General features: G+C 69.2%; 20 protein-coding genes. 7 read left to right on the top strand and 13 right to left on the bottom strand.

Going from position 1 to position 25,008, the window contains the following annotated elements:
* The 5 genes from ABZW60_RS06985 to ABZW60_RS06965 all read right to left on the bottom strand — a co-directional run bounded on the left by ABZW60_RS06985 (nt 1) and on the right by ABZW60_RS06965 (nt 5,631).
* Nucleotides 1–657 (bottom strand): Rid family hydrolase, encoded by a 657-nt coding sequence (locus tag ABZW60_RS06985; RefSeq protein ID WP_355474813.1) that lies wholly within the window; start codon nt 655–657, stop codon nt 1–3.
* Complete coding sequence (locus ABZW60_RS06980; RefSeq protein WP_355474812.1) at nt 654–2,234, bottom strand: FAD-dependent oxidoreductase; 1,581 nt, start codon at nt 2,232–2,234, stop codon at nt 654–656. Before ABZW60_RS06980 ends, ABZW60_RS06985 begins: the two co-directional genes overlap by 4 nt.
* 113 nt (nt 2,235–2,347) lie before the next feature.
* A complete protein-coding gene (locus ABZW60_RS06975; protein WP_355474811.1) occupies nt 2,348–3,118 on the bottom strand; it encodes a serine protease in 771 nt (256 codons plus the stop codon).
* A gap of 9 nt (nt 3,119–3,127) precedes the next feature.
* Nucleotides 3,128–5,248 carry a bifunctional polysaccharide deacetylase/glycosyltransferase family 2 protein gene (locus ABZW60_RS06970; protein WP_355474810.1) on the bottom strand — a complete coding sequence of 707 codons (2,121 nt, stop codon included), beginning with the start codon at nt 5,246–5,248 and terminating at the stop codon, nt 3,128–3,130.
* The gene (locus ABZW60_RS06965; protein ID WP_355474809.1) at nt 5,245–5,631 is read right to left on the bottom strand and encodes a hypothetical protein; all 387 of its coding nucleotides are present in this window, start codon (nt 5,629–5,631) and stop codon (nt 5,245–5,247) included. Before ABZW60_RS06965 ends, ABZW60_RS06970 begins: the two co-directional genes overlap by 4 nt.
* Before the next feature lie 260 nt (nt 5,632–5,891).
* Here ABZW60_RS06965 and glgX point away from each other — a divergent pair, with 260 nt between their 5' ends.
* The 5 genes from glgX (at nt 5,892) to ABZW60_RS06940 (ending at nt 13,498) form a co-directional block, all read left to right on the top strand.
* Complete coding sequence (gene glgX, locus ABZW60_RS06960; protein ID WP_355474808.1) at nt 5,892–8,006, top strand: glycogen debranching protein GlgX; 2,115 nt, start codon at nt 5,892–5,894, stop codon at nt 8,004–8,006.
* Nucleotides 8,003–10,399, top strand: a complete 2,397-nt coding sequence (gene treY, locus ABZW60_RS06955; RefSeq protein WP_355474807.1) for a malto-oligosyltrehalose synthase — start codon at nt 8,003–8,005, stop codon at nt 10,397–10,399. Before glgX ends, treY begins: the two co-directional genes overlap by 4 nt.
* 5 nt (nt 10,400–10,404) lie before the next feature.
* Nucleotides 10,405–12,132 carry a malto-oligosyltrehalose trehalohydrolase gene (treZ, locus tag ABZW60_RS06950; RefSeq protein ID WP_355474806.1) on the top strand — a complete coding sequence of 576 codons (1,728 nt, stop codon included), beginning with the start codon at nt 10,405–10,407 and terminating at the stop codon, nt 12,130–12,132.
* 156 nt (nt 12,133–12,288) lie between these two features.
* A complete protein-coding gene (locus tag ABZW60_RS06945; protein WP_355474805.1) occupies nt 12,289–12,483 on the top strand; it encodes a hypothetical protein in 195 nt (64 codons plus the stop codon).
* A 163-nt stretch (nt 12,484–12,646) separates the two neighbouring features.
* Complete coding sequence (locus tag ABZW60_RS06940) at nt 12,647–13,498, top strand: SAM-dependent methyltransferase (protein ID WP_355474804.1); 852 nt, start codon at nt 12,647–12,649, stop codon at nt 13,496–13,498.
* A gap of 45 nt (nt 13,499–13,543) precedes the next feature.
* Here ABZW60_RS06940 and ABZW60_RS06935 read toward each other — a convergent pair whose 3' ends face one another.
* Entirely contained in the window at nt 13,544–13,966 is a 423-nt protein-coding gene (locus tag ABZW60_RS06935; protein ID WP_355474803.1) for a hypothetical protein, read from the bottom strand.
* Between the two features lie 781 nt (nt 13,967–14,747).
* On the bottom strand, nt 14,748–17,363 hold the full coding sequence (locus ABZW60_RS06930; RefSeq protein ID WP_355474802.1) for a GNAT family N-acetyltransferase: 2,616 nt from the start codon (nt 17,361–17,363) through the stop codon (nt 14,748–14,750).
* 90 nt (nt 17,364–17,453) lie between these two features.
* Between ABZW60_RS06930 and ABZW60_RS06925 the strand changes: the two genes are divergently transcribed.
* Nucleotides 17,454–18,158 (top strand): siderophore-interacting protein, encoded by a 705-nt coding sequence (locus ABZW60_RS06925; protein WP_355474801.1) that lies wholly within the window; start codon nt 17,454–17,456, stop codon nt 18,156–18,158.
* A gap of 10 nt (nt 18,159–18,168) precedes the next feature.
* The gene (locus tag ABZW60_RS06920) at nt 18,169–18,618 is read left to right on the top strand and encodes a GNAT family N-acetyltransferase (protein ID WP_355474800.1); all 450 of its coding nucleotides are present in this window, start codon (nt 18,169–18,171) and stop codon (nt 18,616–18,618) included.
* Here ABZW60_RS06920 and ABZW60_RS06915 read toward each other — a convergent pair.
* The 6 genes from ABZW60_RS06915 to ABZW60_RS06890 all read right to left on the bottom strand — a co-directional run bounded on the left by ABZW60_RS06915 (nt 18,593) and on the right by ABZW60_RS06890 (nt 24,991).
* A complete protein-coding gene (locus ABZW60_RS06915; protein ID WP_355474799.1) occupies nt 18,593–19,219 on the bottom strand; it encodes a TMEM175 family protein in 627 nt (208 codons plus the stop codon). The two genes, ABZW60_RS06920 and ABZW60_RS06915, sit on opposite strands and share 26 nt — an antisense overlap.
* 25 nt (nt 19,220–19,244) lie before the next feature.
* Nucleotides 19,245–20,744 carry an alpha-N-arabinofuranosidase gene (locus tag ABZW60_RS06910; protein ID WP_355474798.1) on the bottom strand — a complete coding sequence of 500 codons (1,500 nt, stop codon included), beginning with the start codon at nt 20,742–20,744 and terminating at the stop codon, nt 19,245–19,247.
* Nucleotides 20,745–20,780: 36 nt separating this feature from the next.
* Nucleotides 20,781–21,650, bottom strand: coding sequence for a carbohydrate ABC transporter permease (locus ABZW60_RS06905; protein ID WP_355474797.1), 870 nt, complete (start codon nt 21,648–21,650; stop codon nt 20,781–20,783).
* Nucleotides 21,647–22,588, bottom strand: a complete 942-nt coding sequence (locus ABZW60_RS06900; protein WP_355474796.1) for a sugar ABC transporter permease — start codon at nt 22,586–22,588, stop codon at nt 21,647–21,649. The genes ABZW60_RS06905 and ABZW60_RS06900 overlap by 4 nt, the downstream gene beginning before the upstream one ends.
* Before the next feature lie 11 nt (nt 22,589–22,599).
* Nucleotides 22,600–23,889, bottom strand: coding sequence for an extracellular solute-binding protein (locus ABZW60_RS06895; RefSeq protein WP_355474795.1), 1,290 nt, complete (start codon nt 23,887–23,889; stop codon nt 22,600–22,602).
* A gap of 91 nt (nt 23,890–23,980) precedes the next feature.
* Complete coding sequence (locus ABZW60_RS06890; protein WP_355474794.1) at nt 23,981–24,991, bottom strand: LacI family DNA-binding transcriptional regulator; 1,011 nt, start codon at nt 24,989–24,991, stop codon at nt 23,981–23,983.
* Between the last annotated feature and the right edge of the window lie 17 nt (nt 24,992–25,008).

The raw sequence follows: 25,008 nt of genomic DNA, 5'->3' as shown, positions 1-25,008 counted from the left end.
TCAGCGTTGGGGGTAAGCCGCGTCGACCTCCACCTCGACGAGCCAGCCGGACACCGGGAGGTTCTCGATCTCCAGCGCGAACCGGGACGGGCGCGCCTTGTTCACGACGAACGGTTTCGCGGGCGGCGCCGTCCCGAGGGGGACCGGGACGTAAGCGCCGGTGGTGAGATCGGTGTTGGCGAAGTACTGCCGGTACGCGCGGTTCCAGCCGGCGAAGTCCGCGACCGTCGCGCCGGCCGGGTTCTGCAGGAAGACCCGCATGGTGTACACGTCGGCGTACGACAGCCCGGCCGCCGCGAGGTTCTCGCCGATCCGCCGGAGCGCGTTGATGCCCTGGGCCTCGGTGATCGTGACGCCCGCGGGCAGCGTCCCGCCGGGGAAGATCGCGGTGTCGACGTACGACGCCTCGGAGCCGGCCGGAGCGCCCGTGTTGAGCGCCGAAGGGCCGATCCCGCTGGTCTTGTAGACGGGCGTGTTCGCGCCGATCCCGACACCGCTCGCGATCATCGGGTTGGACTGCCCCGCGGGCAGGGCGGGGACGACGGTGCCGGGCTTCGGCGGTTTCGGCTTGTCCCACCAGCCGGCCGCGGTCCCGGCGCCGGCGGTGAACGAGACGACGACGGCGACGACCCCGGCGATCAGGCGAGTCTTCTTCATCGGCTCGCCACCCGGCTGTGCAGGGCGGTCACGGCCGCGCGGGCGGACACCATCGCGCCGTGCTGCCAGGCGATGGCGTGCGACAGGTGGTCGCCGGCGAAGTAGATGTTGCCGGTGGCATCGAGCAGCCGGGCGTAGATCCCGTCGGTCTGCGACGGCCAGCTGACCCAGGACGCCTCGGAGTACCTGGTGCCCATCCAGTTCACCGAGAACGACGCCTTCACGTCCTTCGAGTACACGTCGCCGTGCATCTTGGCGCCCTGCAGCAACGCGCGCTCCAGCCGGCCGGCCGGGGTCATCGCGCCGTACAGGTTCGCGTTCGTGCCGGTGTTGTAGTAGCCGATCACGGTGCCGCGCTCGCCGTGGAACCCGTACGACGGGTACCAGGTGTTCGAGGTGTCGAGGCTGCTGTTGGTGATGCCGCCGTAGATCCGGTGGTCCTCCTCCCACCAGCGCCGGCCGTACTCGATGCCGATCTTGCCCGCGTTCGTCGGCCGGGCGTACTTGAGCGCCTCGACGATCGGGGCCGGCAGGTTGGACGGCACCTTCGCGGCCAGGTGCGGCGGCAGCGTGCAGATCGCGAAGTCCGCGGTGACCATCCGGGTCCGCGTCCCGCTCGTGTAAGTGACCTGGACACCGGAGCCGGTGTTGGTCAGGCCGGTCACCTCGGCGCCGTACCGGATCTTGTCCTTGCCGATCGCGCGCTCGAACGCGTACGGGATCCGGTCCATCCCGCCGACGGGCTGGAACATCATCATCGCCTGGTCCCAGCCGAACTCGAACGAGAAGTAGTTGCCGACACCGCTGGCGAAGACGTCGCTCAGTGCGTACGGCGCGGCCGTCGTGCCGCCCTCCAGCCCGGCGCCCGGCTCGACCGTGTAGCCGCGGCGGCCGTCGGTCCCGGTGTAGGCGAAGCCGGAGGCCTTGTTGCCGATCGAGCCGAAGCTGCTGAGGAAACTGATCAGTGCCTGCTTGTCGGCCGCCGTCAGCTTGGCGTCGAGCGCGCCCTGGTCGGCGGCCGTCGCGAGCAGTTCGGCGACGTAGCCGTACACGTCCGCCTTGGCGGTGCGGTGCCGGATCGCCTTGTTGGACAGGCTGCTGGTGCCTTCGCGGTACAGGTACGCGTCGGCGTTCTGGTTGACGAACGGCTCGATCGCGACGCCGAGCTCGCGGCAGTAGTCGAGCGTCACGTGGTGCTGCGGAAGCCGCCCGGGCCCGGCGTTCATGTACTGGCCGGGGGAGAACGTCGCGCGCTGGGTGTTACCGGCGAGATCGGTCTCGACGGTGCCGCCGCGCACGGTCCAGTTCCGGCCGCCCGGGCGGGTGCGCGCCTCCAGCACGGTGACCTTGTAGCCGGCCTTCAGGAGCTCGTACGCCGAGGTCAGTCCGGCGATACCGGCGCCGAGGACGACGACGTGCTTGGCGGTGCGGCCGTTGAGATCGGCCCGCGACGGGGCGGCGTACGCGGGGGTCTCGGCGACGCCCGTGAGGCCGAGCGCCGACATGGTGGAGTACAGCACACCTGCTCCACCGGTGATACCGACCTGTTGCAGGAACTGACGTCTGGTCTGCGCCATGTTTCTCCTCACTGGGCAACGGGGTAGCTGACCAGAAAGGTAAGGACATGGTGTTTTCGCAGCGTGTCAGGACCGTGACGGAATGACGCTCGTACTGACAGGTATGTTTCGGATTAACGAACCTGTTGGAGCAGCGCCCGCGCTACCCCGGCGACCTCGGTGTAAACGCCGGGTTTGCCGGCCTGGGCGCAGCCTTGTCCCCAGGACACGAGGCCGAGCAGACGGCCGTTGAGGACGAGCGGTCCGCCGGAATCGCCCTGGCAGGCGTCGATGCCGCCACGGAGGTACCCGGCGCAGACGTTGGTCGCGGCGGCGTAGCCGTTGGAGACGTAGCTCTTGTTCGCCAGGCAGGTCTTGTCGCCGAGGTCCGGTACGGCGGCCTTCTGCAGGGTCTCGTCCGGGCCCGTCCCCTGGGTGTCGCCCCATCCGTAGACCGTCGGTACGGCGCCCGCCCGGTCCGCCCGCGCACGGGTCTCCAGCGGCAGCACCGGTACGCCGGCGAACGGCCGCGCCAAGGTCAGCACCGCGACGTCGTACCGGTTGTCCTTGGTGTTGTAGCCCGGGTGGATCCACACCTTGCTGATCTCCGACACCCGCCCGACCGACTCGTCCGCGAGATCCGCCCGGCCCTGGACGGCGTAGTACGTCGACACCGCTTCGTCCATGCAGTGGGCCGCGGTCACGATCTTGTCGGGCGCTACGAGCGCGGCCCCGCAGTACCGGCCGCCCGCGCCCGCGGACAGCGTGTTGTTCAGGGCGATCGCCCACGGTGCCTCGGTGGTGCTCGCCACCGTCCCCCCGACCACCACCGGCTTCGCTCCGGCGGTGGCAACCAGCAGGACAGCGGCCAACAGCACGGCCTGCACTCTCCGTGAGACGATCATCGCTTTAGGTTAGCGGACGACAGGAGCCTCCAGGCTGCCGTAGCGCTCCATGCGCTGCCAGCGGAGTCTTGTGCCCGCCAGTGCGGTGAAGACCGACTGGATGACGACCAGGTACATCAGCTGCCGGTACACGAACTGCTGCAGCGGGAGCGTCCACAGTGGCCCGGCGCGCTCTCCGTCCAGGCGGAACGCGTAGAAGCCCATGGCCACCTGCAGCAGCACGAAGCCGGCCCAGACCGACAGGACGCGCACCGGGTCGAGGAAGATCAGGCCGTAGATCGCGAACACGTCCACAACCGGTGCCAGCAGCGGCAGCAGCACCTGGAAGAGCATCAGGTACGTCAGCCCGCGGCGGCCGAACTTGCCGGCCCGGCCGCGCTGCACCATCGCCCCGCGGTGTTTCCACATCGCCTGGAGCGTGCCGTAGCACCAGCGGTACCGCTGCCGCCACAGCGCGCCCAGGGACGCGGGAGCCTCGGTCCACGCCACCGCGCTCTCCTCGTACACGACCCGCCACCCGTCCCGGCACAGCGCCATGGTCAGGTCGGTGTCCTCCGCGAGCGTCACGTCGCTCAGCCCGCCGATCCGCTCCAGCGCCGTACGGCGGAACGCGCCGACGGCACCGGGCACGGTCGGCATGCACTCGGCCAGGTCGAACAAGCGGCGGTCCAGGTTGAAGCCGATCACGTACTCGATGTGCTGCCAGCGGCCGAGCAGGCCGCGGCGGTTGCCCACCTTGGCGTTACCGGACACCGCACCGACGGCAGGGTGCCCGAACGGCTGGATGAGCTTGCGCACGGCGTCCGGCTCGAACACGGTGTCGCCGTCGACCATCACGACCAGCTCGAACCGTGCCGCGCGCAGCCCGGTGTTGAGAGCGACCGGCTTGCCCGCGTTGACCTGGCGGATCACGCGCACGCCGGGGAGCCCCAAGGCCTCGACGAGCTCCGCCGTGCCGTCGGTCGAACCGTCGTCGACGACGATCACCTCGAGCGGGTGGTCCGACGCCACCAGCGAGCGGATCGCGGCCTCGATCCCCGCGCTCTCGTTGTACGCCGGGACGATGACGCTGACCGGTTCCGTCACCGGCGGCCCGTAGGTCCAGCCCCGCATCCGGGCGTGGCGCCGGGCCGCGACGACGGTGGTGATGGCGCGCAGCACGCTCAGCGCGCCGGCGGCGTACAGCAGCCAGCCGAGCACGGTCAGCACGCCGTCGCTGATCCGCATCGCCCCGATCACCGCGAGACCCCGTCCGCGGTCCAGCACGCTCGCTTTCCGCGTCGGGTCTGGGAGGCCGACCGAGTCGCTGACGGTGGCGAACCGGAAGCCACGCGCCTTCAGGCGGGGCAGCAGTTTGCTCAGGGCCTCGACGGTCTGGGTGCGGTCTCCGCCGGCGTCGTGCATCAGCAGCACCTGTCCGGCCGTGCTGCGCGGCATCGAGTTGGCGATGACCTGCTGCGTGCCGGGCTTCCGCCAGTCCTCACTGTCCTGACTGCTCAGCACGGCCAGGTAGCCCTCCTGACGGGCTTGCTGCAGTGCGGCCCAGTCGCGGTTGCTCAACGCATCGGGCTCTGAGGAGTACGGCGGCCTGAGCAGCGTCGTAGTGACACCTGTGGCGCCGGCCAGGATCAGTTGGCTCTGCTGGAGTTCGAGTGAACGCCGCCAATCGGCCACCGTCGAGAGGTTGGCGTGCGTGAAGGTGTGCACTGCGATCTGGTGCCCCTCGGCCACGATCCGGCGAGCGAGGTCCGGGTGCGCGGCGACTTCGGTCCCGACCACGAAGAAGGTGGCGTGCACCTGCTGCTTGCGCAGGACGTCCAGGATCTTCGGGGTCCAGACCGGATCCGGCCCGTCGTCGAAGGTGAGCGCGATGGTGCGCGCCTTCGGGGACACGGATCGGGGTGTGCCGTCGCCGGCGTCGATGACCGGTCCGCCGTTCACGATCTGCTTCGGCACAGCCCCCGCGGGCCCTGTCGCGCGGGCGGCGCCGTCGGCTTCGACGCCGTACATGTGGTGGGTGTAGCCGTTCAGCAGCAGCATGCTGGCCAGACAGACCAGCAACATCGTCAGGACGATCCAGTGCGTCCGGAGCGGCACCTGCTTGGCCCGCCGCGCGACCGGTCTGCTCACGGGGCGGCCGGCGTCCTCGTCTTACCAGGCGGTGCGGTCGGCTTGTTGCCGTGCGTCGTGGTCGCCGTCGGCGCCGCGGTCGGTGACTTGGTCCGGCCCGGCGGCGTGCTCGTCGTGGTCGTCGGAGCCGTGGTCGGTACGACGGTCACCGGCGGGGACGTCACCGACGGAAGGCTGGTCGGCACTCTGGTCGGAGTCGAGGTCGGCGGCGCCGCAGGGGTCGGCGTGGCCTGCGGCGTACTGCTGTCCCCGGTCGTCGGGCGCGGGGTCTCGAGTGCGATCTCGGCCGGCGGTGCGGTCGGACGGTGCTTGGGCTTGGCGGCTTCGGGGAGCGGGATGAACGGGGTGTCCATCCGCGGTCCGCCCAGAAGACTACTGGCCATGAGCACCAGGTAACCGACGGTAGGTACCGCGAGGAATGCCCCTGCTCTGCGGATACTGCGACGACGACGCCCGGTCGAGTCCAGAAAAACCGGCCGCCGAGCGGAAGGCGGCTTCACAAGGGCGAGAGCTTAGCCGAACCGAGCGGAAATTGGGATCTTGCGGGTCTTGCTACCTTCTGCAAGCCCTTGCCCGGTGAATTCTCGACACCGAAACACCCCGCCGTGCGGTGACCGGGGGCCGGGGTGGCTACTGTCGTCAGGTGCAGAAATGGCCTGGTCGTCCTTACCCTCTCGGCGCCACCTACGACGGTGCCGGGACGAACTTCGCGGTGTTCTCGGAGGTTGCCGATCGAGTGGACATCGCGCTGGTCGCCGACGACGGGACCGAGCAACTGGTGCAGCTGACCGAGGTGGACGGCTTCGTCTGGCACGCGTACCTGCCGGGAGTGCAGCCCGGGCAGCGGTACGGCTTCCGTGTGCACGGGCCGTACAACCCCGCCGAGGGGCATCGCTGCAACCCGTCCAAGCTGCTGCTGGACCCGTACGCGAAGGCGGTCGACGGCCAGATCGACGGCGACGAGTCGCTGTTCAGCTACCGCTTCGCGAAGCCGGACGAGCTGAACACGATGGACAACCGCGAGCACACGATGCTGTCGGTGGTGACCAACCCGTTCTTCGACTGGGGCAACGACCGGCCGCCCGGCCACGCCTACCACGAGACCGTGATCTACGAGGCGCACGTCAAGGGCCTCACCAAGACCCACCCCGGGCTGCCGGAGAACATCCGCGGTACGTACGCCGGTATCGGTCACCCGGCGATCGTCGAGCACCTCAAGGAGCTCGGCGTGTCCGCGATCGAGCTGATGCCGGTGCACCAGTTCGCCCAGGACGGTCACCTGCAGGAGCTCGGCCTGTCGAACTACTGGGGCTACAACACGATCGGCTTCTTCGCGCCGCACAACGCCTACTCCTCGACGGGCACCCGCGGCCAGCAGGTGACCGAGTTCAAGGCGATGGTGAAGGCCCTGCACGAGGCCGACATCGAGGTGATCCTCGACGTCGTCTACAACCACACCGCCGAGGGGAACGAGTTCGGCCCGACACTGTCGTTCAAGGGCATCGACAACGCGGCCTACTACCGGCTGGTGGACGCGGACAAGCGGCACTACTACGACACCACCGGCACCGGCAACAGCCTGCTGATGCGGCACCCGCACGTGCTGCAGCTGATCATGGACTCGCTGCGTTACTGGGTCACCGAGATGCACGTGGACGGCTTCCGCTTCGACCTGGCGGCCACGCTGGCCCGCCAGTTCCACGAGGTCGACCGGCTGTCGGCGTTCTTCGACCTGGTCCAGCAGGACCCGGTGGTGAGCCAGGTGAAGCTGATCGCCGAGCCGTGGGACGTCGGCGACGGCGGCTACCAGGTGGGCAACTTCCCGCCGCTGTGGACGGAGTGGAACGGCAAGTACCGCGACACCGTCCGGGACTACTGGCGGGGTGAGAAGTACACGCTGGCCGAGTTCGCCTCCCGGCTGACCGGCTCCTCCGACCTGTACCAGGACGACAGCCGCCGGCCGCTGGCGAGCATCAACTTCATCACCGCCCACGACGGCTTCACGCTGCGCGACCTGGTCTCGTACAACGACAAGCACAACGAGGCGAACGGCGAGGGCGGCAAGGACGGCGAGAGCTTCAACCGCTCCTGGAACTGCGGCGCCGAGGGCCCGACCGACGACCCCGAGGTGCTGCGGCTGCGCGCCAAGCAGGAGCGCAACTTCCTCACCACGCTGCTGATCTCGCAGGGCGTGCCGATGATCGCCCACGGCGACGAGCTCGGCCGGACGCAGCGCGGCAACAACAACGTCTACTGCCAGGACAACGAGATCTCCTGGATCGACTGGGAGCTGGACGAGCCGCAGAAGCACCTGCTGGAGTTCACCCGGTCGCTGCTCACACTGCGCAACAACCACCCGGTGCTGCGCCGGCGCCGGTTCTTCCACGGCGACACCGGCATCGACGGCCTCGGCGACCTGGTGTGGTTCACGCCGAACGGCACCGAGATGCAGAACGGCGACTGGCAGCGCGACGACGCCCGGGCGATCGCGGTGTTCCTCAACGGCGACGCGATCTCCGAGCCGGATCCGCGCGGCGAGCCGGTGGTCGACGACTCGTTCCTGGTCCTGCTGAACGGGAACTTCGAGCCGGTCGACTTCCTGCTGCCGCCGGAGGAGTACGGCGAGAGCTGGACGGTCGCCGTCGACACGACCCACCCGACCGGCGCCGGTGACGAGGAACCGCACGCCGCGAGCAGCACGGTCCGGCTCGAGGCCCGCAGCACCCTGGTCCTGACCCGGTCGAGGCAGGCCGGATGAGGGCGGCCCCGCAGGCCACCTACAGGTTCCAGCTCCGCGCCGAGTTCGGCTTCGACGACGCCGCCGCGGTGGTCCCGTACCTGGACGGCCTCGGGATCTCCCACGCGTACCTGTCCCCGATCCTCCAAGCGGCACCCGGATCCACCCACGGGTACGACGTGGTGGACCACAGCCGTCTGTCCGAGCCGATGGGCGGCCGGCCCGCGTTCGACCGGTTGTCCGCGCGGCTGGCCGAGCACCGCATGGGCGCCGTCGCGGACGTCGTGCCGAACCATGTCGCCGTACCGACGCCGGAGAGCCTGAACGCGGCGCTGTGGTCGGTGCTGCGGCTCGGGCCCGGCTCGCCGTACGCGGACTGGTTCGACGTGGACTGGGGGGCCGGCAACCAGCCGCTGCTGATGGCAGTGCTGGGTCAGCGGATCGGCAAGGTGCTGGCGGACGGCGAGCTGTCCGTCGAGGGCGAGGTGCTGCGGTACTACGAGCACGAGTACCCGCTGCGGCCCGGGACCGAGGAGCTGCCGGTGGAGGAGCTCGTCACCGAGCAGTGGTACCGCCTCGCGCACTGGCGGGTCGCCGACGAGGAGCTGAACTACCGGCGGTTCTTCGACGTCGACACGCTCGCCGCCGTACGTCAGGAGACCAAGGAGGTCTTCGACGCGACCCACGAGCTCCTGCTCGCGCTGCTGCACGAAGGGAAGCTCAACGGCTTCCGGATCGACCACCCTGACGGTCTGGCGGACCCGCGCGGCTACCTGCGTCGGCTGGCCGAGCGCACGGGCGGTGCCTGGGTCGTGGTGGAGAAGATCCTGGAGGGCAGCGAGCAGCTGCCCCGCGACTGGCCCTGCGCCGGCACGACCGGGTACGACGCTCTGCTGCGCGTCGGCGGTCTGTTCGTCGACCCCGCCGGTGCTGCGCCGCTCGCAGCCTTGCACTCTGAGCTCACCGGTGCCCCTGCCGACTTTGGCCCTGTCGTCGAGGAGGCCAAGCGCGAGATCGTCCAGCACGGCCAGTACGCCGAAGTGCATCGCCTGGTCGAGTTGCTGGCGCGCATCTGCCAGGACGACGTACGGCTGCGTGACCACACCAGGCGGGCGTTCCACGAGGTTGTGGTGGAGCTGCTGGTCCAGTTCGACGTCTACCGCGCGTATGTCGTACCGGGCGAGGAGCCGGAGCGCGAGGCGGTGGCGGCGGTCGAGCGGGCCGCGGAGAAGGCACGGGCCAACCTGGACGAGGACCGGCAGGCCACGCTCGACGTCGTACTGCACTTGCTGCTGGGGCGAGAGACGAGCCCTGTCGACGAGCAAGCGCGGGCCGAGCTGATCGTGCGCTTCCAGCAGACCTGTGGCCCGGTGATGGCCAAGGGCGTCGAGGACACCGCGTTCTACCGGTGGCTGCGGCTCACGTCGCTCAACGAGGTCGGTGGCGACCCCGAGCACTTCGGGGTGACGCCGGAAGAGTTCCACGCGTACGCGTCCCAGTTGAACCGGGACTGGCCGAAGACGATGACCACGCTGTCCACCCACGACACCAAGCGGTCCGAGGACGTCAGGGCGCGGCTCGGCGTACTGTCCGAGCAGCCCGCCGTCTGGTCGGAGGCAGTCCGCGAGTGGCGCAGGCTCTCGGAGGAGCACCGCAGCCCACTGCTCGACGGCAGCACGGAGTACCTGTTCTGGCAGACGCTGTTCGGCACCTGGGAGGACGGCCCGCTCGCTGAGGACCGCATGCAGGGCTACCTCCTCAAGGCGGTCCGCGAAGCCAAGCGGCGCACCTCGTGGACCTCACCGGACGACGAGTACGAACAGGCCGTTGCCGCCTTCGCGACCGCAGTCCTGCGCGACGACACCGTGCTCGACGCGGTACGCCGCTTCACTGACGCGCAGACCGGCTACGTACGAGCTGCCACGCTCGGCCAGAAGCTGGTGCAGCTGACGATGCCCGGCGTCCCGGATGTGTATCAGGGCACCGAGCTGGTCGATCTGTCCCTTGTGGACCCCGACAACCGGCGCCCGGTGGACTATGCGCAGCGCATCGAGCGGCTGCGGCGGCTGGACGACGGCGGCAAGCCGGAGGACCTGTCCGACGAGAAGCTGCTGGTGACGTCCCGGGCGCTGCGCCTCCGCCGGCAGTACCCGGAGGCCTTTGCGGGCAGCTATACGCCGCTCCCGACCTCCAGCGGACACGCGATCGCCTTCGCCCGTGGCGACGACGTCATCACCGTGGCTACCAGACTGCCGGCCGCGCTGCAGCGGCTGGGCGGCTGGGGTGACAGCACTGTCGTGCTGCCGGACGGGCAGTGGAAGAACGTGTTGACCGGTCGTGAGGTGGGCACTGGGGCGGCCCGGATCGACGAGCTGCTGGCCGACCTCCCGGTCGCCCTGCTGGTCAGGAGCTGACGTTCATGCACACCTTCCGCGTCTGGGTGCCAGAGGCAACCAATGTCGACCTGGTACTGCGGGACGGTGTGCTGCCGATGCGCTTCGCCGAGGACGGCTGGTGGCAGCGGCAGGTGGCCGAGGCGCACCACGGCACCGACTACGCGTACTCCGTCGACGGCAGCGATCCACTGCCGGATCCGCGCAGCCCGTGGCAGCCGGACGGCGTCCACGGGTTCAGCCGGGTCTTCGACGCGGACCGCTTCGAGTGGAGCGACGACAGCTGGACAGGCCGCGACGTACGAGGCGCGGTCTTCTACGAGCTGCATCTGGGCACGTTCACGCTGGAAGGCACGCTGGACGCGGCCGCCGAGCACCTGGACTATCTGGCCGTGCTCGGCGTCGAGGTGGTCTCGCTGCTGCCGGTCGCCGCGTTCCCCGGCGTCCACGGCTGGGGGTACGACGGTGTCGACCTCTACGCGGTGCACGCGCCGTACGGCGGCCCGGAAGCGCTGCAGCGGTTCGTGGACCGGTGCCACGACGCCGGACTGGCCGTCTGCCTCGACGTCGTCTACAACCACCTCGGTCCGAGCGGGAACTACCTGTCCAGCTTCGGTCCGTACTTCACCAGCCGCCACTCCACGCCGTGGGGCCCGGCGGTCAACCTGGACGACACCGGCAGTGCCGAGGTGCGGCGCTGGATCTGCGACAACGCGCTGCGCTGGTTCCGCGACTTCCACATCGACGTACTGCGCCTGGACGCCGTCCACGCGCTGGTCGACGACAGCCCGACGCACCTGCTCCAGCAGCTGTCCACCGAGACGGCTGAGCTGGCCAAGGACCTGGGGCGGCCGCTGGGGCTGGTGGCCGAGTCGGACCTGAACGACCCGCGTACGGTCGAGCCGGTGTCCGCGGGCGGCATGGGGATGACCGCCCAGTGGAGCGACGACTTCCACCACGCGCTGCACGCCCTGCTGACCGGCGAGCGGTTCGGGTACTACGTGGACTTCGGGGACCCGGCTGTGTTCGCGAAGACGCTGACCCGGGTGTTCCTGCACGACGGGAGCTACTCGACGTTCCGCGGCAAGGACTGGGGACGGCCGGTCGATCCGCGCACTCACCGCGGCGGTGAGTTCCTCGCCTACACCTCGAACCACGACCAGATCGGCAACCGGGCGCTCGGCGACCGGCCGGGCCTGACGCCGGGGCAGCTCGCGATCGGCGCCGCGCTGGTGCTGACCTCGCCGTACACGCCGATGCTCTTCATGGGTGAGGAGTGGGGCGCCTCGACACCGTGGCGCTTCTTCACCGACTTCGGTGAACCCGCCCTGGCCGACGCGGTGCGGACCGGCCGGAGGCGCGAGTTCGCGGAGTTCGGCTGGGACGCGGAGGAGATCCCGGACCCGCAGGATCCGCGGAACTGGCGCAGCTCGGTGCTCGACTGGTCCGAGCTGGACGACGCGCCGCACCGTGAGCTGCTCGCCTGGTACCGGCACCTGCTCACGTTCCGGGCCCGGATGCCGGAGTTGCGCGACGACCGGCTCGCGTCGGTCCAGGTCGAGTTCGATCCGCTCGGGGGCTGGCTGGTGGTGTCCCGCGGCAGCCTGCGTGTGGTGGCGAACCTGGACGCTGCGGACACGGTGGTGCCGCTGGACGAGACCCCGGCGTACCTCGTGATGTCGTACGGCGCCGGGGAGCTGGCCGCCGGCGGGGTCTGGTTGCCCGGTCACGGCGTCGCGATCGTGGCCGTCTGAGACTTTCCAAAGGGTCACGTTTGTAGGCCATTCCAACAGAACGCGGCGTTCGAGTGTGTTGATCCGTGGTGATTTCCGGAATCGCTTGTCTGCCGGGGTGATCGTGGCGGACTGTTGTTGGGCCAGCAGGGGACGGGGGTTTGACGGGAGGACCGGATGACAGTCGGAGGCGTCGACACCTACTACGACTACGAAGAAAAGCAGTGGAAGAGCCGGAAGCTGGGTGGCGGCCCGATCCGCCGTGGCCCGGTCTGCCCGGCACCACGCACCCCGGACCATGCGGTGCGCGAGACCACCGTCCACGAGCGCCGCGCGGCCGGCCGCGAGATGCCGAAGCACACGCTCAACTGACACCCGTCGGTGGCAGGGCCCGCCAGACCAGGTCACCGATCCGACCACAGCGGCCGTCGTCCGACGGCCGCTGTGGCATGCCCGGATCCACCCGCGGTCGCGCACCCGGCAGGACAGGCCGGGCCGGGAAGCGGAGTGGTTTCCGCGTCGCATAGAGTGACGCATGTCTCGACAGGAAGGATTCCGGGCGATGGCCGACGCGGACGAGCAGGTGACGGAGAACGCACCGTTCCCGGGCTTCGACATGACCAAGCCGAGTATCGCCCGGACGTACGACTACCTGCTCGGGGGCAAGGACAACTTCGCGGTGGACCGGGCCTTCGGCGACCGGTTCATCAACGAACTGCCCGGCTCGCGGGTGATCGCCTACGACAACCGCGGCGCGCTGACCCGCGCGGTCCGCGAGATCGTCACCACGACGCCGGTGCGTCAGTTCATCGACCTCGGCAGCGGGCTGCCGACCGCCGACAACGTGCACCAGGTCGCCCAGCGGTATGCGCCGGACGCGAAGGTGGTGTATGTCGACAACGACCCGATCGTGCTCGCGCACGGCCGCGCGCTGCTCGCCGAGAACGACAACACCACGGTCATCCAGGCCGACCTGCGGGAGCCGAAGGCGATCATCGAGCACCCTGACACCGTGCGGCTGATCGACTTCGGCCGGCCGGTCGGCGTGATCTTCAGCGCCACCCTGCACCACGTGAACGACGACGAGGACCCGGCCGGCCTCGTCAGCTTCTGGAAAGACCGGGTCGCTTCCGGCAGCCACGTCTTCATCAGCCACTTCCGCAGCGAGAACGACCCCCGCAGCCAGGAGCTCGAGCAGGTCCTCCAGGGCTCCCTCGGCCGCGGCCGCTGGCGCACCGACGACCAGATCCTCGCCCTCTTCGGCGAAGGCTTCACCGTCCTCGACCCGGGCCTCGTCCCCGCCTCCCAATGGCGCAACCCCGACGAGCCCGAAGACCTCACCGACTACCAACGCCTGATCGCCGCCGTCCTCGCCGTCAAGAACTGACTGTTCTCCGGGAGAGGACCAAGCCCACGCGGTGCTACGCAGGGCTCATTCGACCTCGGCGTCGCGCGCCCAGGGCCAGCGACGGCGTCTCGTCGCCTGGGCACTGCGCACTTCCTCGACCGCCTCGACCTGGCCGTCCGGATGGATGATCAACGGCCACGAGGAGCCGTCGGGTTCGAACGCGGTGACCCTCACCGGGCGCCCCAGTTGGGCGGCGCGTTCGCTGACGAAGACGATCGCGGCCTGCCGGGGGTCGTGGTGGTTGATCGGGTGGCTCCGCCCGGCAAGCTTTACCTCGGCGTTGTGGTCGTCGAACAGCTTGATCGTCACCTTCGGCCAGTTCGGGATGCTCTTCAACGCACTCCGCGGCACCGACGTCGGCACCGCAGCCGGCATCGTCGGCTCCGGCACCTGACGTGCGGGTGGCTTCGGGTCCGGCGCGGAGTCGGCGGTACGTTCATTCGGCACCGGCACCTCCGACGGGACCACGCGGTCGCTGTCAGGCCGATCGCGTGGAGACGTGGGAGCTTGCACGGAATCGTCAACCTTCAGCCAGAGCGCATGAATCTGCCGTACGGCGACCTCGGGATCCGGGCCTTCGCCGACGGATCGCAGGTCGACCAGCGATCGTACGAGTGCTGCGAGATTCGGCCACCGCGGAACCCTTCGACCGCTCAAGGCGGTTTGGACTCCGTCATGGCTCAGCCAGCCGTCGTAGTTGGCCTTTTCCATGTGCCGGCTGATCGCGCGAGTGGAAGGCTTGCCCGCCAGCTCGTAGAAGACCCGGACCGCGGAGACCAAGTCGCGGCGCGGTCCCGGCGGTAGGCGATCCTCACCCCACATCCCCACACCAACCATCGATCACTCCGTCAGGTTTTGTCAGGTTTGCCCGCCTCGCAGTATCGCAGCCACTGGAGTCCTTTATCCGGCTTTGTCAGGTGGCTGCTGCATTGTGTCTGGAACGACTCCGAGCGGGCTCGGGCAGGAGCAGGGTTGTGAGAACCCAATCACCCCGACGACACCCGCAGGAGTGCAAATGCCGAACGTCAAGATCGACGTCACCATCTCGGGAAAGTGGAAGCTCGACGGCCGGAAAATCAAGCGGCTGCTCCGTGGAGCTGTTTGTACCGGTGTCGGTGCCGGCGGATTCTGGCTGATCACTCACTGGGTAGGACCACCTGCCCCAGACCTCCAGGCCCCCATGGATGCGCCCGTCTGTTGGACGGCAGGTCCCACCGCCCGGGCCTGGTCAGACCAGGGTCTGTGATCTGGTGAGGAACGCGAACTGTGCGGTTTTGGTGGTGCCGTTCGGTTGGGTGATCTTTGCCTCCGGGCCGAGGGTGAAGCCGCTGCGGTGGAAGCGGTCGATCGCGCGGGTGTTGCGGACGTCGGGTTCGACCACGATGCGTGGGTGGCCCAGGTGCTCGAAGACGAAGCGGGCGAGCGCGCCGACCAGCCGGCCGGTGAAACCGGGGCGGGCGTCCCCGGGGGCGATCAGCAGGTGGAGGCCGAGATCGCCGGGCTCGATGTCGTACGCCGCGCCGGCAGGATCCGCCTGCGGGTCGTACGTCTGCAGCAACGCGACCGGCACGCCGTCCAGCCGCACGACGTACACGTGATGGGTCGGCACCGAGTCCAGGAACCGGTACGTCGCCTCGATCTCGTCCCGCGACAGCTCGCCCATGCCCCAGTACGTCGCCCGCTCCGCCGTCACCCAGGCGTGGATCAGGTCCAGGTCGCGCGCCGGATCCGCCTCCTCGATCCGCACCGCTCCGAAGCCGTCGACGGTCACCGAGTACGTGCGATCCTCCCGGACCGCGGGGCCCTCCGCGGGGACCAGCGCGCCGCGCAGCCACGACGGCAACTGGTCGTGGTGGTGCGGATCGCCGAGCACGCCGGACGCGCCGAGTGGCACGATCCACCGGCTGGCCGAGCGGTCGCCGAGGTCCCACGCGTACCGGGCGGCGGACGCGCGGATGCACACGTCGGTCAGCCCGGGCAGGCTCGACGTCGACATCACGCAGTGGTGGTCGCCGGACAGCCCGAGGTCGAACGGGACTTCGTTCGCTGCGAACACCGGGCCGCGTAGTGCGTGCAGCGGCGCGAGTTGGTGCGTCTCGCCCCACGGCGGGCGCGGGCTGTTGGCGGCCACCTCTTCGAGTGCCTCGCGGGCCAGCCAGCGCACGTTGACGTCCGGGAGCAGGTCGGTGGTGAGCAAGCTCTCCAGCGCGTACGAGACGTGGGTGAGCGGGTCCATCCACGGCATGAAGACCGCGGCCACGTCGGCGTTCTCGAGCATCGTGAAGTGGTCGGTGAGCCGGGAGACGAGCGCCTTGCGGACCGCGGCGTACGACGAGGCCGTCGTACTCGTGGCGTCCATCCGGCGGTCCCACGCGAACAGCTCGGTGCGGAGCGCGTCCGCGCGCGGGGACAGGTCGTCGAGGCCGGTCAGTAGGTCGAGGACGGAGCCAGCCGAGCCCAGGTACGTGTCCTGGTGGATACCGGGCATGCCGTCGACCGTCCAGTCGTCGCGCGCGTCCACCAGGTCGCGGATCCGGTCGGCGCGGTGCGGCGCGGCGAACTCGACCCCGAGCGGCGCCGCGAGGCCGCGCGCGTTCGCCATCACCGCCGGCCCGTCGACCGCCGCCCGCGGCAGCTCGTGCCAGCCGTCCCAGGCGTACGCCGCGTCCCAGGCCGGCACGACCCGCAGCATGTTCGCCCGCTCCCGCCTCGGCACTACACCGGCGGTCCGATGCAGCAGCCCACCCGCGGTATCAGCGGCCAGGACGACGTTGACCGGCTCGACCCACTCGTCGAACGCGGCGTCCACGTCTCCCACGGTGGTTGCCCGCAGCAACCGGCTCATCACCTGGAAACCCAGCTGCCCGGTCACCCGGGGCGGGTAGCGGAGAGCGATCGCCGACTCCACCGCGGCTCCGTCGACACCACCAGTGCTCCTCGGGCCATGGGTGATGATCGGCCCGCGGGCGGTTTCGATCACCTCGACCTCGATGGCGTCCGCGCCGGCGATCTCGACGGTCTCGGTGTGCGCGGAAGCCTGCTCCCAGCCGTCCGGCCCCAGGGCCTCCACCGCCGATCCGGTCCGGCGCAGCTGTTCGGCGTACAGGTCCTGGTAGTCGGCCATCGCGTTCGTGATCGCCCAGGCGACACCCCCGGTATGCCCGAAGTGTGCGAGCCCAGGGATCCCGGGAACGGCCAGCCCGAGCACGTCGTACTCCGGGCAGGTCAGCCGGATCTGTTGATACACACCGGGGCTCTCGATGTAGCGGTGCGGATCACCCGCCACGATCGCCTGCCCGCCGGCGGTGTGCGACCCGGGGATCAACCACCCGTTGCTCCCCGCCCCGTGCGGCCCCTCCGACGAGAACAGCTCCAGCGACGCCTCCCCGAGCTGGGCGGCGACGTGGGTACGCCACAGCTTGGACGGGAACCCGGCGAACAGGATGTGCACCGCCAGCCAGATCCCCAGCGGCGTCCACGGCTCCCACTCCTGCAGCGTCAGCCCGGTCTCCGCGAACTCGGGCGCCCGCGCCGCCCCGCCCGGCAGCGCATGATTCACGCCCTCGACGTACGCCGTGACCCACTCGCGCGTCTCGTCGTCGAGCGACTCGAAGCACCGCTGTGCCGTGTCCGCCAGCCGCGCCTGCCGGGCGAACACGTCCCACGGCGCCGCCTCGGCGCCGAGGAACGCGGCGCTCGTGCCGAGGTACCGCCGGCGCTCCAGCTCGATCTGCCAGGCCCGGTCCCGCGCGGCGTTCACGCCTTGCAGGTACACCAACGCGAGCGGATCCCCGGCCTGCAGGTGCGGTACGCCGTACGTGTCCCGGAACACCCTCGCGTTCACAAACAGCCCCCATTTCAGTTAGGTTAGGCTGCGCTAACTTACTCGGCAGCATTCGTTCCAGACAACCGCAATTCTCGCTGGAGGTCCATCGTGAGGCATGGCTGGGAAGGCGTGGTGCTCAAGCTGTTCCGGGCGAAGGACTTCACCTTCACCGTGACCGGCGCGGAGCAGGTCACCGAACGGTACCGCCGGGTGCACTTCACCGACGGCGGTCTGCTGCGGGCGCTCGGCGTGCACCCGACGATGTGGGTGCGGCTGTGGTTCGACAACGCCGGCAAGCCGCACCAGCGTGCGTACACACTGGTCGATCCGGATGTCGACGCCGGCACGTTCAGCCTGGAGTTCGCGCTGCACGACGGCTGCGCGAGCGACTGGTCGCGCAAGGCCGAGCCCGGCGACACGATCGAGGCGACCGTGCAGGGGACCGGGTTCGACGCACCGGATCCGCTGCCGCCGCGGATGCTGGTCGTCGGCGATCCGGCCTCGCTGCCGGCCATCAACTCGCTGCTCGCGGTCGCGCCGAAGGTACCGGCCACGATCTGGTTCGAGACCACCCACGACGGTGACCACGAGCTGCCGTTCCGCGTCGAGGACCACCACGACCTCCGGACCGTGCCGCGGCCGCAGCTGGTCGAGCAGGTGAAGGCCGGCCTCCAGGAGCTCGTCACCCCGGACACCTACGTGTGGATCGCGTGCGACACCGTCACCACCCGCGCGCTCACGTCGTACGTCCTGAAGAACCTCGCCGTCCCGAAGCATCGGGTGAAGTCCCTCGGCTACTGGAAGGCCGCGTAACCTGACGGCTGTGATCACGCCGCTCGACGTCACCGACCGCACCCTCGCCGAGCGACTGCTGACGATCCAGCACGCCGCGTACGCCGTGGAGGCCGAGCTGATCGGCTTCGACGGCATCCCGCCGCTGCAGGAGGACCTCGACGGGCTGATGTCGTCGACCGAACACTGGCTCGGGCGGTACGACGGGAACACGCTGGTCGGGGCGGTCGCCTATGAGGTCTCGGCGGACACCGTGGAGATCGACCGCCTGATCGTCGACCCCGCGCACGCCCGCCGCGGGCACGGCCGAGCCCTCCTCGATCACCTCGACCGGATCGAACCACGCCCGATCAGCCAGGTCTCGACGGGCTCGGCCAACCCCCCTGCCGTCAACCTCTACAAGTCCCGCGGCTACACCCCGGTCGGCGAGGTAGAGGTTGCCTCCGGCATCTACATCACGCAGTTCCGCCGCGCGTCCTGACCTGCTCGAATCCGTAGTACAGCGCCAGCAGGAACACGATCAGCAGCGTCACCTGGGCGGACACGAACGAGATGCCGATGCAGGCTCCGTAGACGACCGTGCCCATCGAGTAGCGCAGCAGCGACTTGCGGACCTCCGCCTTGGACATGTCGTGGTCGACCAGGTGATTGCGCAGCACGTGCCACCAGATCAGGCTGAACGCGATCGCCGCGAGCGTCAGGTTCGCGCTGTAGACGGCAGCCGCGACGTGCGCGTTGCTTGACTCGTCCTTGAGATGCTCGGCGAACAGACTGGTCGGGAACGGCAGCAACGTCGCCCACAGCAGCAGGAGCAGGTTGAGGAACATCAGCCCGCGGTCGGCACGCTTGATCTGGCGGAACATCGAGTGGTGGTTGACCCACATGATGCCGAGGATCGCGAAGCTGGTCAGGTACGCCGCGAACTGCGGCCATTCGTGCAACAGGGCCGGCCACAACCGCTCACCCTCCTCGAGCTCGGGACTGTGCAGTTCGAGGACGAGGAGGGTGATCGCGATCGCGAAGACGCCGTCACTGAAGGCTTCGAGACGGTTCGTCTCGGCAAGGTCGGACTGTGTGCTCACGGCCCACAGTCTGAGCCCACGGTGATCAGTTGGTCGACAGAGAAAGCGCTGTCCAGCTGATCGCCGGTAGCGTAATCGTCAGCTTGCCGTCCTCGAGCCGTGCGTCGGCCGGTTGTGCGGTAACGCGGTCGGGCTGGTTGGCCGAGTTGGTCGCGAGCGGGTCCTCGTCGTGGACGATGACGGCCTCGTCGAGCGAGGTCACGCCGGCCCGGCTGAGGTCGACGGTCAGCTCGACCGGTCCCTCGGTCGAGCGGTTCACCGCGAAGAGCGCGAGCTTGCCGTCCTCGTACGTCGCCACCGCGTCGACCGCGGGCACCTCGCCGTACTTCGCCGTGGACACCAGCGGCGAATCGGTCTCGATCCGGAGCACCTGACCGGCCGCGAGCCGGGAGGTGATCGCGAACGGGTGGAAGGTGGGCTGCCGCCAGGCCGCGCCGCCGGGCTCGGTCATGATCGGCGCGATCACGTTCGCGAGCTGGGCGAGGCACGCGACGCCGACCCGGTCGCTGTGCCGCAGCAGCGAGATCAGCAGGTTGCCGACCACGACCGCGTCGGTGACGTTGTACTCGTCCTCGATCCGGCGCGGCGCCACCTCCCACTGATCCGCCGGTCCGTCGGTCCGGCGGGAGCGGTCGCCGTACCAGACGTTCCACTCGTCGAACGAGATGCCGATCTTCTTGCTGCTCTTGAGTTCCGCGCCGACGTGGTCCGCGGTCGCCACCACGGAGTCGATGAAGTGGTCCATGTTCACCGCGGACGCCAGGAACGACGCGGTGTCGCCGTCGTCGTTGCCGTAGTACGCGTGGCAGGAGATGTACTCGACGAACTCGTACGTCTCCCGCAGCACGTCGCGTTCCCAGGTGCCGAACAGCGGCATCCGCGAGGACGACGAGCCGCAGGCGACGAGCTCGAGGTCCTTGTCGACCATCCGCATCGCCCGCGCGGTCTCCGCCGCGAGCCGTCCGTACTCCGTCGGGGTCTTGTGCCCGACCTGCCACGGGCCGTCCAGCTCGTTGCCGAGGCACCACAGCTTGATCCCGTACGGCGCCGCGCCGTGCTGCTCGCGCAGGTCGGACAGCGTCGTACCGCCGGGGTGGTTGGCGTACTCGAGCAGGTCGAGCGCCTCCTGGACGCCGCGGGTGCCGAGGTTGAGCGCCATCATCGGCTCGACGCCGGCCTTGGCACACCAGCGGCTGAACTCGTCCAGCCCGAACTCGTTGGTCTCGACGCTGTGCCAGGCGAGGTCGAGCCGCCGCGGCCGGTCGGCGCGCGGGCCGACACTGTCCTCCCAGCGGAAACCGGAAACGAAGTTTCCGCCGGGATACCGGACGACGGAAACCCCGAGCTCGCGGGTCAGTTCCAGGACGTCCTTGCGGAAACCGTCCTCGTCCGCGGTCGCGTGGCCGGGCTCGTAGATGCCGGTGTAGACACACCGGCCCATGTGCTCGACGAAGGTCCCGAAGGTCCGGCGGTTCACGGGCGCGATCGTGAACGCCGGATCGATGGTCAGATGGGCAGTGGGCACCAGGTTGCTCCTGTCGTGGTGGATCAGCCGCGGCGTCTAGCCCTTGATCCCCGCGTCGCCGACACCGCGGACGACGTGGCGCTGGAACAAGGCGTAGACGATCAGCAGGGGAAGCCCGCCCAGCACGGCCGAGGCCATGATCTGGGCGTAGCGCAGGCCGTACGAGCCCTGCACGTTGGCGAGGCCGACCGGGATCGTCATCATTGACGGGTCGGTGGTCACGATGAAGGGCCAGAGGAAGTTGTTCCAGGCCCCGATGAACGTGAAGATGCCGACCGCGACCAGGATCGGTCGCGACATCGGCACCATCACGCTCCAGACGATCCGCCACCGGGACGCGCCGTCGACCCGGGCGGCGTCCTCGTAGTCGCGGGAGATGCCGTCGAAGAACTTCTTCAGCACGAACACCATCACCGGCGCGACCACCTGCGGCAGCACGATGCCCCAGTAGGTGTCGACCAGCCCGAGGCCGGTCATCTCCTGGAACAGCGGCACGATCAGCACCTGCGGCGGCACCAGGATGCCGGCGATGATCAGCCCGAACAGCACCCGGCGGCCCGGAAACCGTGTTCGGGAGAACCCGTACGCCGCGAGCACCGAGACGACCAGTGTCAGTGCGGTCACGAGGATCGACACGACGGTGCTGTTGAGGAACCAGCGGATCAGGTCGCCCTGGTCGATGACGCTGCGGTAGGCGTCGGCGGTCGGTGCCTCAGGCAACCAGGTGATCGGGGCCCGGGTGGTTTCCGGCTCGGGCTTCAGCGACGTGTCCAGAGCCCAGAGCAAGGGCACCAGCCAGATCACGGCGAGGATCACCGCGCCGACGGCACTCGCCGCCTTCGGGAAGGTCCATGGCTGCCTGCGACGCGGCGTTCTGGTTGCTACTGGCAACGTTGCGGTCGTCACGCTTCCTCCCCCCGGCCGGAGAACAGTTTGAACTGCGCCACCGCGACGATCACGATGACCGCGAAGAACAGGTACGAGATCGCGGACGCGTAGCCGATCCGGTAGCTGGTGAAGCCGGACTCGTAGATGTACTGGATGATCGGCCGGGTCGCGTAGTTCGGGCCGCCGTTGGTCATCAGGTAGATCTGGTCGAAGATCTTCAGCGACGCCACCAGTTGCAGCACGACGATCAGCCCGGTGGTCCGGCTCAGCAACGGCAGCGTGATCCGGAACAGCTGCTGCCGGCCGTTCGCGCCGTCGATCGCGGCCGCCTCGTAGACCTGCGCCGGGATTCCTTGCAGGGCGGCCAGGTAGAGCAGGAAGTTGAACCCGACCGTCCACCAGACGGTCGTGATCACCACGGCGAGCATCGCCCGGTTCTCGGTGTTCAGCCAGTCGATCTCGGCGAACCCGCCGGCCGTCAGCAGGCCGTTCACCAGGCCGAACCCCGGTTGGTAGATCCACACCCAGATCAGCGTCACGACCGTGGCGGGCAGCACGAACGGAGCGAAGTACGAGAACCGCAACAGCCAGCCCAGCACACCGCGCCGGTTGGCCAGCAGCGCCATCACGAGCGCGATGATCACCAGCGGCGGCGTGCTCATCGCGGTGAAGACGAGGGTGTTCTTCAGCGACGCCCAGACGGCGGGGTCGCCGAACAGGTCCCGCCAGTTCTGCAGGCCGAGGAACTCGTGCTTGACGCCGGCCAGACTGGTGTTGAAGAAGCTGTTCCACAGGCCGGAAACGATCGGCCAGAGCATGAACAGGGCGAACAGCAGCAGGAACGGCGCGACGAAGAACAGGCCGCCCCAGCGTTCTTTCCACGGCTGTCCGGTCTCCGGCTTCGCCGCGGCCGGCGGCGTACCGGTGGTGACGCGCGATGGTGTCTCTACGGCCATGACCGACCTCCTTAGACCGGTGACGGGGTGTCGAGGAGCTTCTGGGTTGCGGCCTTGAACTGCGCGAGCGCGGCCTTCGGCGTCGCCTGACCGGAGAACACGCCGCTGAACGCCGCGGCGGCCTCGTTCTGCAACTGCGCGCCGGACCCGCTGAACCACGCGTCCGGGTCGAACAGCACGTCCGGCGCCACACTGCGGTACTCCGCCTGCGGCTTGAGGTTCAGGTACTCCTGGCTCTTCGCCACCGGCTGGTACGCCGGGACGTGGCCGCCGGCCGCCCAGTCCGCGCTGTGCTTGAGCATCCAGGCGATGTACTCGACGGTCGCCTTGGTGTCCGCCTTGTCGCGGTTGCTCTGGTGCGGCAGCACGAACGTGTGCGCGTCACCGGCGTACTTCGGGACGTCGTACACGACCGGGAACGGCGCCATGCTGAACGGCATCTTCGCGGTCTGGTACGTCGTCACCTCCCACTCGCCGTTGAAGCTCAGGCCGGCGTCGCCGTTGCTGAACTGGGCGACCAGGGCCGAGTAGTTGGACGACCGCGGTGTGAGACCGTCGGCGGCGAGTTTCGCCATCAGGTTCAGGGCTTCCAGCGCCTTGGCGTCGTCGAGGACCAGCCGGGTGCCGGTGTCGTCGAAGAACTTCCCCTCGAGCTGCCCGTACAGCGTCCACCAGAGCCGCCACGGGTTGGTGGTCTCGACCGACGCGGCGAATTTGCCGGTGACGTCCTTGACGGCCTTCAGCATCTCGAGGAACGCGTCGACGCCTTTGACGGTCCTGATCCGGCCGTCCGGCTCGAGCAGCCCGGCCTTCTGGCAGATCTCGGTGTTGTAGTAGAGCACGAACGGGTGCGTGTCGAGCGGGACGGCGTACAGCTTGCCGTCCACGACCGCGCGGTTCCAGGATGTCGGCAGGAAGTCGGACTCGGTGACGCCGGCGTCGGCGAGCAGGTCCACCGGGATCGGGTCGAGCATCGTGGCCGGGCTGAATCCCTTGAGCCGGGACAGGTGCAGGGTCGCCACTTCGGGCGCCCGGCCGCCGGCCGCGGACATCGCGAGCTTCGTGTAGAAGGGCGGTCCCCAGGCGAGCGTGTGGGCCTCGAACGCGACGTCCGGGTGCTCGGCGACGTACTGCTGGTGGATCTGCAGCAGGCGGGCACCGTCGCCGCCGCCGAACAGGTTCCACTCGCGGACCTTCGGTCTGCTGCGGAGGGTTCCGCAGCCGGTCAGGGCGAGGGCGCCGAGCAGGCCACCAAGTACTGCTCGACGCCCGGGACGCAGGGGTGGGGAGTCTGGGCGCATCTGTCCTCCAGCCGGAGTGGAGCACGGATCTACACCGATGTACTACATCGGTGTAGAAAGGATGCCCAAGTGCTCCTGGACCGTCAAGGCCTCAGTTCGCGCCGAGCGTGGATTCCCGGGTGTGGAGCACGTACGGCGAGACGATCTCGCGGTGCTCGGAGACGTCGCCGGCCATCCGCTCGACCAGCAGGTCGACCGCCGTCCGGGCGATGTGCACCCGGTCCGGGTCGACCGTGGTCAGCGTCGGGCTGCTGTAACTGGCCTCGTCGATGTTGTCGAAGCCCGCCACCGCCACGTCGTCGGGGATCCGCACACCGCGCGCGGCGAGCGCCCGGATCGCGCCCAGGGCCAGGGTGTCGTTCAGTGCGAAGACAGCGTCGAAGTCGTCGCCCAGGGCGAGCAGCTCCGCCACCGCGTCGGCGCCGCTCGACCGGTGCCATTTCCCGCCCGAGACGGCCAGTTTCTCGGGGACGGCGACGCCGTACTCCCGCAGGGTCTCGGCGTAGGCGCCGTACCGGATGGCGGCGGTGCCGACCAGTTCGCCGGGGCGGATGCCGATCACGGCGATCTTGCGCCGGCCCTGGTCGAGCAGGTGCCGGACCACGGCCTTCGTACCGTCGACGTTGTCGATCATCACGTGGTCGACCGGGCCGTGGAAGATCCGCTCGCCGAGCAGCACCATCGGCGTGTGTGTGCGCAGCTGGTCGACGTCCTCGGGGCCGAGTCCGAGCGGGCTGTAGAGCAGGCCGTCGACCAGGTGCCCGCGGGGCCGGGCGAGCGCGGTCAGCTCCCGCTCCCGGTCGGCGCCGGTGGTCTCGATCATCACCGTCAGGCCGTGTTCGCCGGCGGCCGCGATCGCGGCGTCGGCGAGCTCCGCGAAGTACGGATTGCTGAGCTCGGGGACCGCGAGCGCGATCACGCCGGTGCGGCCGGACTTGAGGTTCCGGGCGGACAGGTTCATCCGGTAGCCGAGAGCGTCGATCGCGGCGAGCACCTTGGTCCGGGTCTCCTCGCGGATGTACGGGTATCCGTTCATCACGTTCGAGACCGTCTTCGGGGACACGCCCGCCTCGCGCGCGACGTCGCGCATCGTCACCGCCATGGCGTCATCCCCGTCAT

Source organism: Kribbella sp. NPDC003557, from assembly GCF_040610805.1.
Lineage (GTDB): Bacteria > Actinomycetota > Actinomycetes > Propionibacteriales > Kribbellaceae > Kribbella.
Note: the sequence above shows the minus strand (reverse complement) of the source record. Positions and strands in the feature narration are given on the sequence as shown.